Source organism: Streptomyces sp. 6-11-2 (genome assembly GCF_006540305.1).
Taxonomy (GTDB): domain Bacteria; phylum Actinomycetota; class Actinomycetes; order Streptomycetales; family Streptomycetaceae; genus Streptomyces.
Genome location: NZ_BJOR01000001.1, coordinates 310,893 through 325,205, shown reverse-complemented (window position 1 = coordinate 325,205; position 14,313 = coordinate 310,893). Strand labels below are relative to the sequence as shown.

Below are 14,313 nucleotides of genomic sequence, written 5' to 3'. Positions count from 1 at the left end.
GCCTACGGCAACTCGAAGCCGAGCGCCCGCGCGGCCTCCGCCGGGGTCGGCTGGGTCCAGCGGCGCGTCATCGCGTCGCTGGAGGAGAGGGAACGGAGTTCGGCGCGGTCGAGGTAGAGGGTGCCGCCGAGGTGGTCGGTCTCGTGCTGGACGATCCGGGCGGGCCAGCCCGAGAGCAGCTCGTCCACCGCGCGCCCGTGCTCGTCCAGGGCCCGCAGGCGCACCTCGGCGTGCCTTGCCACCACGGCCTGCCAGCCAGGGACGCTCAGGCAGCCCTCGTAGAACGCGGCGCGCGCGGTGCCGACGGCCTCGTAGGACGGATTGACCAGCACGCGGAAGGGGAGCGGTACCCGTCCGCGCGCCACTCGCACCTCGTCCGGCACCGGTGCCGGGTCCTCCACGACCGCGATCCGCAGCCCCACCCCGACCTGCGGCGCGGCCAGTCCCACGCCCGGTGCCGCGTGCATGGTCAGGCGCATCGCCCGAATGAGGCGGGACAGCAGCTCGGGCTCCAGCTGGCCGTCGAACGGCTCGGCGGCGCGCCGCAGCACCGGGTCTCCGGCGGCGACGATGGGCAACGGGCCGTCGTCGGCGAGGAGTTCCTCGACCTGCTCGGCCAGGGATGTACGCGCACGGGGGGAAGCCATCACGTCAGGATGCCACGGCGCTCGCGCGGCCCGGTCCGCCTGGCGCAGGCAGGCCACCAACCTGGCGCGTAACCGGCGCCGGTGCGTCCTGAGCGGGTGAGGACGCGCCGGTTTCCGCGGGGCGTGCGGGAACCGGCGTGCAGCACCCCCGGCAGCGCCTCCGGTGTGAAGTAGCGTGGTGCGACACGCCGACGCCGGAGGGAGACGCACATGACGACACAACACGGGCGTGCCCGGCGCGGGCAGGGTGAACTGGAGAGCCAGGTGCTCGGCGCGCTCCGCGAGGCGGACGGCCCGGTCACCGCGGCCTGGGTGCAGCAGCGGCTCGGCGGCGATCTCGCCTACACCACCGTGGTCACCATCCTGACCAGGCTGCTCGCCAAGGACGTCGTCTCCCGCGAGCGCCGGGGCCGCTCCTTCGTGTGGACCCCGACCGCGGACGTCGCCCGCCTCGCGGCGCTCCGGATGCGCAGGTTGCTGGACGGCGAACGGGACCGCGAGGCGGTGCTGACCAGCTTCGTCACCACGCTGCCGCCCGGCGACGAGCAGGTGCTGCGCGCACTGCTGGACACGGCCGCCGCCGCGGACGACGCCGACAGCGCCGACAGCGCGGGACGCCCGAGGGACAACGGTACGGAACACTGACGCCTCATGGGGCTCTACGTCTTACTGCCGCTGGTGCTGCCGCTGTCCGCCTGGCCCGTCGCACGCCTGGCCGCACCGCGCCTGCACCCGCGCACGGCCACCCGGCTGCTGACCCGGGTGGCCGCCGTCCTGGGCGGATCCAGCACGCTGTGCCTCGCCCTGCTCACGGTCGTCGGCAGCGCCCAGCTGACCGGCAGCCCGGTTCCGGACGAGTGGGCCGATCCCGAGTTCAGGGCGGCCGTCTCGCGCGACCGGGTCGCCGGCCGTGCGGCGATCCCCGCCCTGGCACTGGTCGCGGCGGCCTGCGGGCGCACCCTGTGGCGCCACCGGCGGGTGGCCCGCCGCGCCCGCCGGGCCCTGACCGGGCTGCGCGCCGCACCCGTCGTGGTCCTGCCCGACACCACGCCCTACGCCTACGCCCTGCCCGGCAGTCACGACCGGATCGTCGTCACCACGGCACTTCTGGACGGCCTCGCCCCGGACGAGCGGCGGGCCCTGTTCGCGCACGAACGCGCCCACCTGGCGGCCCGCCACCACCGTCACCTGCTCACCGTCCACCTGGCGGCCTGCGCCAACCCCTTCCTGCGGCCGCTGCGGTCCGCCGTCGTCTACACCGCCGAGCGCTGGGCCGACGAGGACGCGGCCCGCGCGGTCGGTGACCGGCGCGTGGTCGCGCGGGCGATCGGCAAGGCGGCCCTGCTGTCGTCCGCCGCGCCCGTGCCCACCCTCGCCGCGGTGACCGCCGGGGGCCCGGTGCCGCGCCGGGTCGCCGCCCTGCTGGCGCCGGCACCGGCGGGCCGGCCCTGGCCATCGGCCTTCACGGCGGTCGGCGCCGCCGTGTGGGGCGCCGCCGCCGGTGCGGTGGTGTCCGCGGTGTCCTCGGCGAGTTCCGCGGTCACCCTGTTCCTGCTCCTCCACCCGGCGGCGCCGCTCTGACCGGTTATTCGCTCCGGTCCCCGAAGTCGCCCGCGAGGGCGGAGGCGACGCGCAGGTGCGTCTCGGCCTCGTCCTGGCGGCCCTGCCGCTGGAGGGTGCGGCCCAGCATCAGCCGGGCGTAGTGCTCCACCGGGTCGCGCTCGACGATGACGCGCAACTCGGTCTCGGCCCGGCGCAGTTGGGCCGAGTGGTAGTAGGCGCGCGCCAGCAGCAGCCGGGGGCCGGTCTGCTCCGGCACCTCCTCGACCAGCCCGTTCAGCACGCGGGCCGCGGCGGCGTAGTCCCGGGCGTCGAAGAACATCTGCGCCCGCTCCCAGCGCTCCGCCGGGGTTCCGTGCTCGTAGTACGTCGTGTCCACCACTGACCTCCTCAGGTGCCTCGTTCGGAGCCACCGGCCGCAACAACAGGCACGATTGGTTGAATATTCCACTACGCTGCCGTTGTCGGCGGCGAAGGCCCGAGAAAGCCCGCGAACGACGGCGAGCGGGGGCTTCAAGCGCCCCATGGGGCTAGGTTGGGCGCCATGAGCAATCTCGATCGCGAGTCGGTCCCCGCGGTGTGCGGCGGCCGTGGCTTCGTGGTGGCGGAGCCCGTACGGGAACTCCTCAGCCCCCGTCGCGTCAAACTCGGCGAGTCCACCGAGGTGAGGCGGCTGCTGCCGAACCTGGGCCGCCGCATGGTGGGCGCCTGGTGCTTCGTCGATCACTACGGCCCCGACGACATCGCCGACGAGCCCGGCATGCAGGTCCCGCCGCACCCGCACATGGGCCTCCAGACGGTGAGCTGGCTGCACGAGGGCGAGGTGCTGCACCGCGACTCGACGGGCAGCCTCCAGATGATCCGCCCCGGCGAGCTGGGTCTGATGACCTCCGGCCGGGCCATCAGCCACTCCGAGGAGAGCCCCAGGTCGCACGCCCGCTTCCTGCACGGCGCGCAACTGTGGGTCGCCCTCCCGGACACCCACCGCCACACCGACCCGCGCTTCGAGCACCACACCGAACTGCCGACGGTCACCGCCCCCGGCCTCAAGGCCACCCTGATCCTGGGCGACCTCGACGGCGCGACCTCGCCGGGCACGGCGTACACCCCGATCACGGGCGCCGACCTGACCCTGACCCGCGGCGCCGACGTACGCCTCCCGCTGGACCCGGACTTCGAGTACGCCGTGCTCTCCATGTCCGGCGAGATCCACGTCGACGGCGTACCCGTCCTGCCCGGCTCGATGCTCTACCTGGGCTGCGGCCGCACCGAACTTCCCCTGCGCGCCGAGTCGGACGCGGGCCTGATGCTCCTGGGCGGCGAGCCGTTCGAGGAGGAACTGATCATGTTCTGGAACTGGATCGCCCGCTCCCAGGAGGAGATCGCCCAGGCCCGCCGGGACTGGATGGAGGGCACCCGATTCGGCGAGGTGAAGGGCTACGACGGCGCTCCGCTGCTGGCTCCGGAGCTCCCCCCGGTCCCATTGAAACCACGGGGAAGGGTGCGCTGACCTGCGGAAATGACTGAGTGTCGGCGGCTGGCGGGTGGGAGGCGGTTGGGTACTGCCTACCGTTTTTCGATCATTCGTGGAGGGACGGCTGAGCGGGTTGCGGACCTGAGTGGGGGTGGCGGGTGATTCCATGGTGTGGCCGTCTGTGGGCGGCTGTGGCAGTGCCTTTGCTGACCTAATGCTAACTTTGCTGACAGCCCGTCAGATTCGGTTGGGGCGCTCTTCGCAGCTCTGTCGCATGCCGCGGTCTTTGCAGGTTGGGTAGCGGTCGGACGAGTGCTGACCTGGCGGACGGTTGCGCCGCCCGTCGTCGCGTGAACGTGGCGCTCACCGTGCCCTGTTGTGCGTAGTTGCTGGCTGGTGAGCGCCGATCTTCTTGGCTCGATGTACGAAGTGCCGCGTCTCAACACTGCGTCTGAGTGCCACCAGGAGGTTCTTCGTCTGCTGGTGGTACACGGCGCACATGGCTCTGACCAGTACGAATGCCAGCTCTCAAGCACGGAGGGCTGTCTCCGGCCCGTATATGGTCCGGATCTTGATCGTGAACTGGGCGAGGTTGGAGGCGGAGAAGGGCTCGCTCTGGATCAGGCGGGATGCGCGAAGCCAGTGGGACGGCTAGGCACTGTCCGGCGGATCATGTGACTTTCTGACCGATCGCTCGTTGGTTCGGCCATGGGTCGGGGGGATCTGACGAATCGCGAGTGGTCGCTGCTGGAGCGGCGCCTGCCGTCTTCAGGCAGGCGGGGAGGCCGATGGAACGACCACCGCACGGTGCTCAACGGGATCCTGTTCCGGATCCGCACCGGTGTCCCGTGGCGTGACCAGCCGGAACGCTACGGCGCCTGGAAGACCCTAGCGCCGGACCAGGCCGTTGCGGTCGGTCAGTTGGGTGGCGATGGCCAGCACGGTGGACTGTACACGGGGGTCGTGCGGTGGCAAGAAGCCGACGATGGGCAGCATCAGCGCGGAGGCGTCGAGGTCGTCACTGTCGAATGCCTGGGTGAAGGCGCCCAGGCCGGAGTTCCAGCCGGTTACGCGGCGGTGGCCAGCGTAGTTGATCGCTGTTCGTAAGTGATCGGGCTGATCTGGCCGAGGCGGGAGTGCCTTCGCCTGGTGTTGTAGCGAGTTGCCCATCGGAAGACCCCGAGCCGGGCCTCACGGGCCCCGTTCCACCGTTTTCTCCCCTGGAGCGTCTCTCTTTTCATGGTCGCGTTCAGCGATTCCGCGGCGGCGTTGTCCGCGCTCGTGCCCACCGCGCCACGTGACCTGATCACGCCGAGTTCGCCGCAGACCTGGGCGAACTCCTTCGAGACGTATTGCGACCCGTTGTCGCTGTGGAAGATCGCCCCGCGCAGGCCGTCGGCACCCCGGGCCGCGGCCGCGGCCTTGAGCGCGTCGGTGACCAGCTCGGTGCGCATGTGGTCGGCGATCGACCAGCCCGCCAGTCGTCTCGAGGACAGGTCCAACACCGTTGCCAGATAAAGGAATTGGCCACCTCCCACCGGCAGGTAGGTTATGTCGCCCACGTAGCGAGTGTTCGGCGTGGTCGCGGTGAAGTCGCGCTGCAGGAGGTCCGGCACCGGCGTCGCAGAGGGTTCGGGGATGGTGGTGCGGACCTTCTTGCGCAGGTGGAACCCGACGATGTTGAACCTCCTCATGACGCGTGCCACCCGCTTGTGATTGACCCGCTCGCCGCCGTCCCGGAGCTCGGCGGTGACGCGCGGGGATCGTAGGTGCCGTCGGACTCCTGGTGGATTTCGGTGATGCGCTCAGCGAGCTCGGCATCGGCCCGTGCCCGGTCGGCCCGCGCTTGCGCGCCGGCCAGGTGCCGGTAGAAGCCGGAACGCGAGACCTGCAGCATCCGACACAGCCGCTTGACGCCGAAGGGGCCACGATGATCGTCGACGAACTGGAAGCGGCTGCTCACCAGCTGGTCTCGGCCGCAAAATACTTCGCGGCCCTCCGCAGGATCTCCCGCTCGAGCTCGAGTTCCTTCACCCGCGCCCGCAGCTGACGGTTCTCCTTCTCCATCGCGGTGGCCTCCACGGCCCCGGGCCGGGCGGCCTGCTCGGCGTCCCGAACCCACGTGAGCAGCGTCTCGTGGTTGACGCCCACGTCCTTGGCCACCGACGCGTACGTCCCACCCGGGCTGGCGTGGTACAGCGCGACGGCATCGGCCCGGAACTCAGGCGAGCACTTCGACGTCCCCAACGGGAACTCCTGTCCTATGGATCTTCACGATCCAATGATCAGGGTGTCCACGATCAAGGGGTAGGGCCCGGCGCCCGCAAGAGCTTCTCCTGGCAGGACTACCGCGACCTGCTCGTCCGCGCATACATCCAGCTCGGCGGCCCGATCGTGGTGGTCTGGGACAATCTCAACACTCACCTGGCGGTCGGGCTGAAACGCTACGAGGCCGAGCACGACTGGCTCACCACCGTCTGCCTCCCGCCGTATGCACCCGACCTGAACCCCGTCGAGGCCGTCTGGTCACTGGTACGCCGGACCATGGCCAACACCGCCTTCGACACACCCGACGACCTCGACCGTGTCCTCCGCCGGGAGTTACGCAGGATCCAGCTCCGGCCACACCTGATCGACGGCTGCCTCACCGCCACCGGACTGACCCTCGCACCACCGACCCCACCGTGAAAATCTCAGTAGTCCCAGGGGCGTGGTGAATGTGCCCGTCTGGGCATGCCCGGCGAGCGCTTGATCGTACGAGCCCAACACATGCTTGCCGATCAGCTGCGGGTTGGGGTGGGTCCAGCGGATGCCAGCCGGACTGAACACGACGATGTAGTCGACCCTCGACGTCTTCCGTGCCGCCTCCGCGCGCGGCTGCAGCGAGGCCGTGGGGTCGGCGGACTTGATGGCGGCCAGCGTCCCCGGGGCGTTGGCGAAGGTCTCGGCGCCAGTGAGAGAGCGTTCCCGCGCCTCCGGCACACTCGCCCCCCTGAGCTTGCAGCACGAGGGCAGCCACGGCGCCCAACCCGAACAGCACCACGAGCACCAGCTGCAACACGAACACCTGACCTGCGACACTGCGCCGGATCAGCCGGAAACGACGCGGTTGCTCCGGCGTCGGCGACGCCCCAGTGCCGAGAGGGTCCCCTCGCGCCGACGAAGAGCAGAAAAGCCTCACCATGGGGTATTCGTGCCACCCTAGCCTTCAGGCCGCAGGCATCGGCGAAGCGGGTGCGATCGTCTCCGATCTCGGCCAACAACCGGGCACCCCGAGTACCACGCTCGCTACGGCGGGAACCGTGTGATACACCAGCCGACCATGGAGCGGAAGAACCGCTGAAGATCAACGGCTGGATGGATTGGCCTCACAGAGCCTTCAGGGCGAGCCACAGCGCCGCCAGGTCACCGGTATCCGTGACGTGCCGCCCAGTCAGCTGCTCCACGCGCCGAACCCGATAGAGCACCGTCTGTCGATGAACGTGCAGGGCTTCGGCGGTGCGCTGCCAGGACCTGCCGTTTTCGAGGAACACCCGCAGGGTCGTCAGCAGTTCGCTCGCATGCTCGGACGGCAGCTCGAGAACGCGACCGAGTACGCGATCGACGAGTGCCCGTGCCTCGGCCGGGTTGCGCGGACCGAGGAGGGGGCCGGCGTCGGCGTACTGCAGCAGTGGGGTGCCCTGCTCCCGCGCGATGTCGAGCGCCCACGTGGCCTCTCGTGCTGCGTCGACCACGCGGTCAGAGCGGACGATCAGCTCGCTGACACCTGCCTGGCCGCTCTGCCCGAGAGCCTGCACCAGCACCCGCACGGCAGCGTTGTCGGGGAGAACCGTGAGCGACGTGCCACCGCGGTGCACCGTGACGTGGCTGACGGCTGAGCGCCACAGGTTCAGGTGCACGTTTCTGAGCAGGTCCGGGTCGTGGTCGTTCCGCGCCGCCACGCACACCGCCTCCGCGAGCCGCAGGCCGAGTTCCTCCAGCTGGCGCTGGGCCACGGACGGCGATACCTGTGCGTCGAGGATCTGGAGCAAAAGCTCCGCACCTGTCCTGCGGTCGTGCTCGATGGTCAAGCGGGCTTGGGAGAGCGCCAGCGCACACACGGTCGCGGCGTGTTGCAGCAGCAGCGCGTCCGGCTGCTCGGCCGGCTCAGGGAGGGCGACGAGGACCGCGTCCGGATGCGTCGGCACGTCGACCAGGAGCACGCGACGGTCGCCATCGAGATGGACCGCGATGACGCCGGCGCGGAGCTTTCCGCGACGCTCGGTCACGGCGGTGCGGATCTCTGCGGGGAGCGAAGGGACGCCCGGGTACCAGTCGTGGCCGGTCGCCCGGTCGCACACCCGGACCTCGCAGCCGAGCTCGCGGGACAGTGCACTCGTGAGCATCTTGAGTCCGGAGCTCTGCGAGGAGATCTGCTGCAGCGCCTGGTAGATCCGCTCGGTCCGGATCAGACGCTGCGACTGTTCCAGGAGGGTCGCCTCGGCGACTGCGCGGGAGATCGCGACGAACGGCATGGGGTAGGCGATCCAGAGCACCGGGAAGCCCAGTTCTTCGCTCGTCCGCGCCAGCCGCTTGGTCAGCGGTGGGGCGTACATCTGCTCGCCGATGGCCAGCGCGGCGGCACCGTGATCGACCAGCTGCCGGACCAGTTCCTCCTGGCCGGACGCGCTCCGCGGGATCGGCATGCCGTTCGTCATGAGGAGTTCGCCGCCGGCCACCCAGCGCCACGGTTCGGGCAGCTCGGTTGTGTGTGTCCACGAAATGGGCCGGTCCAGCGCGCTGGCCCCTGAGTGGAGTCTCAGGCGCAGGTGCGGCATCTCGAGCAGCTCGCCCACCGTGATCGGCATGCGGTCACGGTACAACGGGCCTGACTATCTGCATAGCGGCATTGTGCGGATGTATAAGCGCGGGCGGGAACTTTGAGCGTTGTGGGTCTGCACGGCGCATTCGGCACCGACGTACACATGGAGCAGCACCTCCGCACGGCCCCAGCGAGCCAAGGACTCCTCCCATGACTGCTCGGTCGAATCTCATCGACGACGCGCCACTGACGCGCTTCCACAAGAAACTGACGGCCTACTCGTCGGGCGGACCGTTCATCGACGGTTATGCGATCGCGATCATCGGTGTCGCCTTCACGACGCTCACGCCGGCCCTTGGCATGACCGCTGGCGACAAGGGCCTGGTCGCGGCCGCCAGCCTGGTCGGTATCTTCTTCGGTGGGGCGGTCTTCGGATACGTCACCGACAAGATCGGCCGGCACATCATGTACATCGCCGACCTCGGCGCGCTCGCGCTGTTCTCTGTGCTGTCCGCCTTCACGACGGAGGTCTGGCAGCTGGTGCTCCTGCGCTTCCTCCTTGGCGCGGCCATTGGTGCCGACTACCCGATCGCCACGTCGCTGCTGGCGGAGTACCTTCCGCGGCGGTTCCGCGGTCGGATGCTCGGTGCGACCTTCGTGGTCTGGGCGATCGGTGCCGCGGCGGCGTACGTGGTGGGCGTGGGCCTCGCTGGACTCGGTGAGAACGCCTGGCGGTTCATGCTCGCCAGCCCGGCCGTGTTCGCCCTTGTGACCCTGTTCCTGCGGCTCGGTACGCCGGAGTCGCCGCGCTGGCTGCTCAGCAAGGGCCGTCCCGACGACGCCGACCGGGCGATCAAGAAGGTCTTCGGTCCGCAGTACGGCGTCGCGGACCTGCCCAGGGAACCGGCACTCGCGCGAACTGGCTACACCACGGTGTTCCGCCCGCCGTACCTCAAGCGCACTCTGTTCGTCGGCGTCTTCTGGACCGCCCAGGTGATCCCGCTGTTCGCGCTGTACTCGTTCGCCCCCGACCTGCTGGCGGGCATGGGAATCACCGGCAACGCGGCGGAGGTCTTCCTCGCCGTGCTCTTCGTCGTCGGCGGCATCCCAGGACTCTGGCTGGTCGAGCGGATCGGCCGTCGGGCACTGCTGCTGTGGTCCTTCGGGATCATCGCGGTCGCCCTGGGCGTCCCCGGTCTGGTGCCCGGACTGCCGTCCTGGGTCTCCTTCGCCGCGGTCTGCGTCTTCGCGCTCGCCTCGGGCGGCTCCAGCTTCCTTGAAGTGGTCTACCCCAACGAGCTGTTCCCGACCGAGGTCCGAGCCACCGCCGTCGGTGTGGGGACCGCGTTCTCCCGCATCGGGGCGGCCGCGGCCACCTTCCTGATGCCGTTCGCCCTGGCCAAGAGCCATAGTCTGCCGCTCCTCGTCGGCGCCGTCGTGTCGGTCGTCGGGCTCCTGATCACGCTGGCCTGGGGCATCGAGACCCGGGGCCGGGCGCTCAGCGACACCGCCGCGGGCGCCGACCACCCGGCCGAGCCTGCCGGCTCCTCCCCCACCACCACTGTTACGAACTGACTGGAGACCGTGATGAACCACGACAGCCGCCCCGCCCCGATCGGAGCCCTGGACGCCACGAAGGTCCCCCGGTTCGCCGGCCTGGGCACCTTCGCTCGGATACCCGACATCGGCTCGGTCAGCGACTACGACATCGCGGTCCTGGGTGTGCCGTTCGACGGGGGCACGTCGTACCGCCCGGGCGCCCGCTTCGGACCGATGGGCGTCCGTCAGGCCTCGCGTCACCTGCGCCCCAAGTTCCACGTCGAACTCGACACCGCACCGCTGGAAGCGGTCCAGGTCGTCGACGCCGGTGATGTTCCCTGCACACCCTTCAGCATTGACGAGGCGGTTGCCCAGATCGAGGGCTACGCCCGCGACGTCGTGGGGCACTCCGACCGGCGCATCGTGACCATCGGCGGTGACCACACCGTCGCACTGCCTATGCTGCGGGCGGCCAAGGACAAGTACGGTCCGATCGCGCTGGTCCATTTCGACGCGCACCTTGACACCTGGGACACGTACTTCAACGCCCCGATCACCCATGGCACGGTGTTCCGCCGAGCCTTCGAAGAGGGCCTGCTCGCCGAGGACAAGTCCATACACCTGGGCATCCGCGGACCGATCTACGACCAGATGGACCTCGTGAACGACAAGGCGTTCGGCTTCCGCGCGATCCGTGCGGGGGACCTCGACGTGATCGGGATCGAGGGGGCAGTGGACGCCGTACGGCGACGGGTGGGCGACGCACCGGTGTACGTCTCCATCGACATCGACGTGCTCGACCCCGCATTCGCACCCGGGACGGGCACGCCGGAGATGGGCGGGTTCAACAGCCGGGAGCTGCTTCGCCTGCTCCGCAGCCTCGACGGACTCAATATCATCGGCGGTGACGTGGTCGAAGTCGCTCCGGCATACGACCACGCCGAGATCACCTGTGTTGCTGCCGCCACCGTGGTGTTCGACCTGGTCACGCTGATGACGAAAAACCAGGTGACCAGTCCCGCGCTGGCGTCCGCAGACCGCGCCTGACCACGACCTCAGCGGCCACCTGGTGCCGTCAAAGCACTGAGCTGCCTCGACGGCACCACAGAGCGACCTTACGGTCACGCTGGACAATTGAACATCGTGCCGCTCGAACCGAAGCGGGAGAGCCCTCGCCCATCCTTGGTGAGGCGCCGAAGGAGCAACTCTCCCCAGAATCTCTCAGGCCCAACTACCGCTTCGGTGAGGCAACTCTGGAAAGACAGGACGTCGCGTCCTGCGCCCACGGTGCAAACCGCCCGACCCGGCGGTGAAGCTCTCAGGTACCGATGACAGAGCGGGGAGGTCACCTATTCACGGCGCCGCGCCCGCGGTGCCCTCAGCAGGGAGCCTCCTTCCATGACCTCACCCGAATCTCCTTCCCCGTCCGGGGAGTTCGTCGCCCGTCACCTCGGCGTCAACGATGCCGACCGCGCCAAGATGCTGGCCGAAGTCGGCTACCCGACCCTGGCCGCCCTCATTGACGCCGCCGTCCCGAGTGGTATCCGGAGCACCTTCGACCTGAAGCTGCCCGCCGCCGCCACCGAAGCCGAGGCGCGCGCCGAGCTACATGAGCTCGCGGGCAGGAACACCGTGGCCGTCCCGATGATCGGTCTCGGCTACCACGCGACTATCACGCCCGCGGTGATCCGGCGTAACGTGCTGGAGGACCCGGCCTGGTACACCGCCTACACGCCGTACCAGCCGGAGATCAGCCAGGGCCGGCTCGAAGCGCTGATCAACTTCCAGACCATGGTCGGCGACCTCACCGGGCTGCCGACCGCCAACGCCTCGCTGCTGGATGAGGGCACGGCGGTCGCCGAGGCCGTCACGGTCATGCGCCGCGTCGCGGGCAAGAAGCGCCACCCCCGTGTCCTGGTCGACCGCGACACCCTGCCGCAGACCCTCGACGTCCTGCGCACGCGTGCAGCCGCCGTCGGCATCGAGGTCGCCGAGATCGACGTCCTTGAGCCGCTGCCAAAGGACGACTTCTTCGGAGTGGTGTTGTCCTATCCCGGCTGCTCGGGCGCGGTCCGCGACCTGCGCGAGGTGACCGCTGCGGCACAGGCACGCGGGGCGCTGGTCACCGTGACCGCCGACCTGATGGCGCTCACCGTGCTCGTGCCACCGGGTGAGTACGGCGCCGATATCGTCGTGGGATCGTCCCAGCGGTTCGGTGTCCCCCTGTTCTACGGCGGGCCGCACGCCGGCTACATCGCGGTCCGCGAAGGGCTCGAACGTCACCTGCCGGGCCGGCTCGTGGGCGTGTCCGTGGACGATGCCGGCCGGCCGGCGTATCGCCTCGCCCTGCAGACCCGCGAGCAGCACATCCGCCGCGACAAGGCGACCTCCAACATCTGCACGGCGCAGGTGCTGCTCGCCGTGGTCGCGTCGATGTACGCCGTCTACCACGGCCCCGACGGTCTGGCCGAGATCGCCCGACGGACGCACCGGCACGCCACGCTCATCGCCGCGGGTCTGCGGGCGAGTGGGATCACGGTGGTGCACCGCGAGTTCTTCGACACCCTGCTGGTGCGGGTCCCCGGTCGTGCCGAGGAGGTCGTCGCGGCCGCGCACGACAAGGGCGTGCGGCTGCGGCTGGTGGATGGCGACCACGTCGGTGTCTCCTGCTCCGAGGTCACGACGGAGGACCACGTCCGCCTGGTGCTCGACGCCTTCGGCTGGGCCGGTGACGACCTGGACGGGCCGGCGGCTGGTGGCGCTCCGGCGGCGCTTCCGTCGGGACTGCGTCGTATCTCCCCCTTCCTCACCCACCCGGTCTTCCACCAGCACCGGTCGGAGACCGCGATGCTGCGCTACCTGCGCAAGCTCTCCGACCGTGACTTCGCGCTGGACCGCGGGATGATCCCGCTCGGGTCCTGCACGATGAAGCTCAACGCGACCACGGAGATGGAGCCGGTCAGCTGGCCCGCCTTCGCGGACCTGCACCCGTTCGCGCCCCTCACGGACGCGGCCGGGTACCTGACGCTGATCGAGCAGCTCGAGACGTGGCTGGCCGAGGTCACCGGTTACGCCAAGGTCTCCATCCAGCCGAACGCCGGATCGCAGGGCGAGCTTGCGGGCCTGCTGGTGATCCGCGCCTATCACCGGAGCAACGGCCAGGCCGGACGCGACGTGTGCCTGATCCCGGCAAGCGCGCACGGTACCAACGCCGCCTCGGCCGTCATGGCCGGGATGCGCGTCGTCGTGGTGGCGTCCCGGCCCGACGGCACGGTCGACCTCGCCGACCTCGAGGCCAAGTGCGCGAAGCACTCCGACGACCTGGCCGCGATCATGGTGACCTACCCCTCGACGCACGGCGTCTACGAGGAGAGCATCACCCGGCTGTGCGAGCTGGTGCACGAGCACGGCGGACAGGTGTACGTCGACGGCGCCAACCTCAACGCGCTGCTCGGGGTCGCCAGGCCGGGTGAGTTCGGTGGCGACGTGTCCCACCTCAACCTGCACAAGACGTTCTGCATCCCGCACGGCGGCGGCGGGCCGGGCGTCGGCCCGGTCGCGGTGGCCGAACACCTCGCCCCGTACCTGCCCACCCACCCGCTGCACCCCGACACCGGACGCCGCGACGGCATCGGGTCGGTGAGCGCCGCACCGTTCGGCAGCGCCGGCATACTGCCGATCCCGTGGGCCTACATCCGGATGATGGGCGCGCAGGGGCTGACCGAGGCGACTCAGACGGCCGTGTTGAGTGCCAACTACATCGCCCGGCGGCTCGCCCCGCACTTCCCCGTCCTGTACGCCGGGGAGGCCGGCCTCGTCGCACACGAGTGCATCCTCGACGTACGCCCGCTCACCGCCGCCACCGGGGTAACGGTCGACGACATCGCCAAGCGACTCATCGACTACGGCTTCCACGCTCCCACGATGAGCTTCCCGGTCGCCGGCACGCTGATGGTCGAGCCGACGGAGAGCGAGAGCCTTGCGGAGCTGGACCGCTTCTGCGAGGCGCTGATCGCGATCCGCGCGGAGATCGACCTGGTGGACAAGGACGTCTGGAACCTCGAGGACAGCCCGCTGCGCCGGGCACCGCACACCGCGGCCGCGATCGCCGGCCACTGGACCCGGGCCTACTCGCGCGAGCGGGCCGTCTTCCCCGCCGGCGTCACGCCCGACAAGTACTGGCCGCCGGTCAGCCGGATCGACCAGGCGCACGGCGACCGGAACCTGGTCTGCGCCTGCCCGCCCCCCGAGACCTTCGCGTCGTGACCCGACCGGTCACGGTCTGAGAGAAA

General features: G+C 70.0%; 11 protein-coding genes, 2 pseudogenes and 1 riboswitch. Of the genes and pseudogenes, 8 read left to right on the top strand and 5 right to left on the bottom strand.

Features of this window, described 5'->3' with window-relative positions; translation table 11 throughout:
- Nucleotides 1-2: 2 nt before the first annotated feature.
- Entirely contained in the window at nt 3-647 is a 645-nt protein-coding gene (locus TNCT6_RS01615; RefSeq protein WP_141355814.1) for a peptide deformylase, read from the bottom strand.
- A gap of 210 nt (nt 648-857) precedes the next feature.
- On the opposite strand from TNCT6_RS01615, the gene TNCT6_RS01610 reads away from it, so the two are divergent.
- Both TNCT6_RS01610 and TNCT6_RS01605 read left to right on the top strand, forming a co-directional pair.
- Nucleotides 858-1,292, top strand: coding sequence for a BlaI/MecI/CopY family transcriptional regulator (locus TNCT6_RS01610; RefSeq protein WP_141355812.1), 435 nt, complete (start codon nt 858-860; stop codon nt 1,290-1,292).
- A gap of 6 nt (nt 1,293-1,298) precedes the next feature.
- Entirely contained in the window at nt 1,299-2,228 is a 930-nt protein-coding gene (locus tag TNCT6_RS01605; protein WP_141355810.1) for a M56 family metallopeptidase, read from the top strand.
- A 4-nt stretch (nt 2,229-2,232) separates the two neighbouring features.
- Here TNCT6_RS01605 and TNCT6_RS01600 read toward each other — a convergent pair whose 3' ends face one another.
- Entirely contained in the window at nt 2,233-2,586 is a 354-nt protein-coding gene (locus tag TNCT6_RS01600; RefSeq protein ID WP_141355808.1) for a M48 family metallopeptidase, read from the bottom strand.
- 165 nt (nt 2,587-2,751) lie between these two features.
- On the opposite strand from TNCT6_RS01600, the gene TNCT6_RS01595 reads away from it, so the two are divergent.
- Complete coding sequence (locus tag TNCT6_RS01595; RefSeq protein WP_141355806.1) at nt 2,752-3,717, top strand: pirin family protein; 966 nt, start codon at nt 2,752-2,754, stop codon at nt 3,715-3,717.
- Between the two features lie 672 nt (nt 3,718-4,389).
- Nucleotides 4,390-4,572: pseudogene (locus TNCT6_RS01590) on the top strand (transposase); the annotation flags it as partial.
- A 176-nt stretch (nt 4,573-4,748) separates the two neighbouring features.
- On the opposite strand, the pseudogene TNCT6_RS01585 reads toward TNCT6_RS01590, so the two are convergent.
- Nucleotides 4,749-5,928: pseudogene (locus TNCT6_RS01585) on the bottom strand (IS3 family transposase).
- A gap of 9 nt (nt 5,929-5,937) precedes the next feature.
- On the opposite strand from TNCT6_RS01585, the gene TNCT6_RS01580 reads away from it, so the two are divergent.
- Complete coding sequence (locus TNCT6_RS01580; protein WP_373996230.1) at nt 5,938-6,369, top strand: transposase; 432 nt, start codon at nt 5,938-5,940, stop codon at nt 6,367-6,369.
- Here the strand turns inward: TNCT6_RS01580 and TNCT6_RS41875 are convergent.
- On the bottom strand, nt 6,283-6,663 hold the full coding sequence (locus TNCT6_RS41875; protein WP_308789457.1) for a hypothetical protein: 381 nt from the start codon (nt 6,661-6,663) through the stop codon (nt 6,283-6,285). The two genes, TNCT6_RS01580 and TNCT6_RS41875, sit on opposite strands and share 87 nt — an antisense overlap.
- Nucleotides 6,664-7,049: 386 nt before the next feature.
- Entirely contained in the window at nt 7,050-8,528 is a 1,479-nt protein-coding gene (locus TNCT6_RS01570; RefSeq protein ID WP_141355804.1) for a PucR family transcriptional regulator, read from the bottom strand.
- Nucleotides 8,529-8,692: 164 nt separating this feature from the next.
- Between TNCT6_RS01570 and TNCT6_RS01565 the strand changes: the two genes are divergently transcribed.
- The 3 genes from TNCT6_RS01565 to gcvP all read left to right on the top strand — a co-directional run bounded on the left by TNCT6_RS01565 (nt 8,693) and on the right by gcvP (nt 14,287).
- A complete protein-coding gene (locus TNCT6_RS01565) occupies nt 8,693-10,057 on the top strand; it encodes an MFS transporter (RefSeq protein ID WP_141355802.1) in 1,365 nt (454 codons plus the stop codon).
- A 12-nt stretch (nt 10,058-10,069) separates the two neighbouring features.
- Complete coding sequence (gene speB, locus TNCT6_RS01560; protein ID WP_141355800.1) at nt 10,070-11,068, top strand: agmatinase; 999 nt, start codon at nt 10,070-10,072, stop codon at nt 11,066-11,068.
- Nucleotides 11,069-11,172: 104 nt separating this feature from the next.
- A riboswitch (glycine riboswitch) is annotated at nt 11,173-11,268 on the top strand.
- A gap of 151 nt (nt 11,269-11,419) precedes the next feature.
- Nucleotides 11,420-14,287 (top strand): aminomethyl-transferring glycine dehydrogenase, encoded by a 2,868-nt coding sequence (gene gcvP, locus TNCT6_RS01555; protein ID WP_141355798.1) that lies wholly within the window; start codon nt 11,420-11,422, stop codon nt 14,285-14,287.
- The last annotated feature ends 26 nt before the right edge of the window (nt 14,288-14,313 follow it).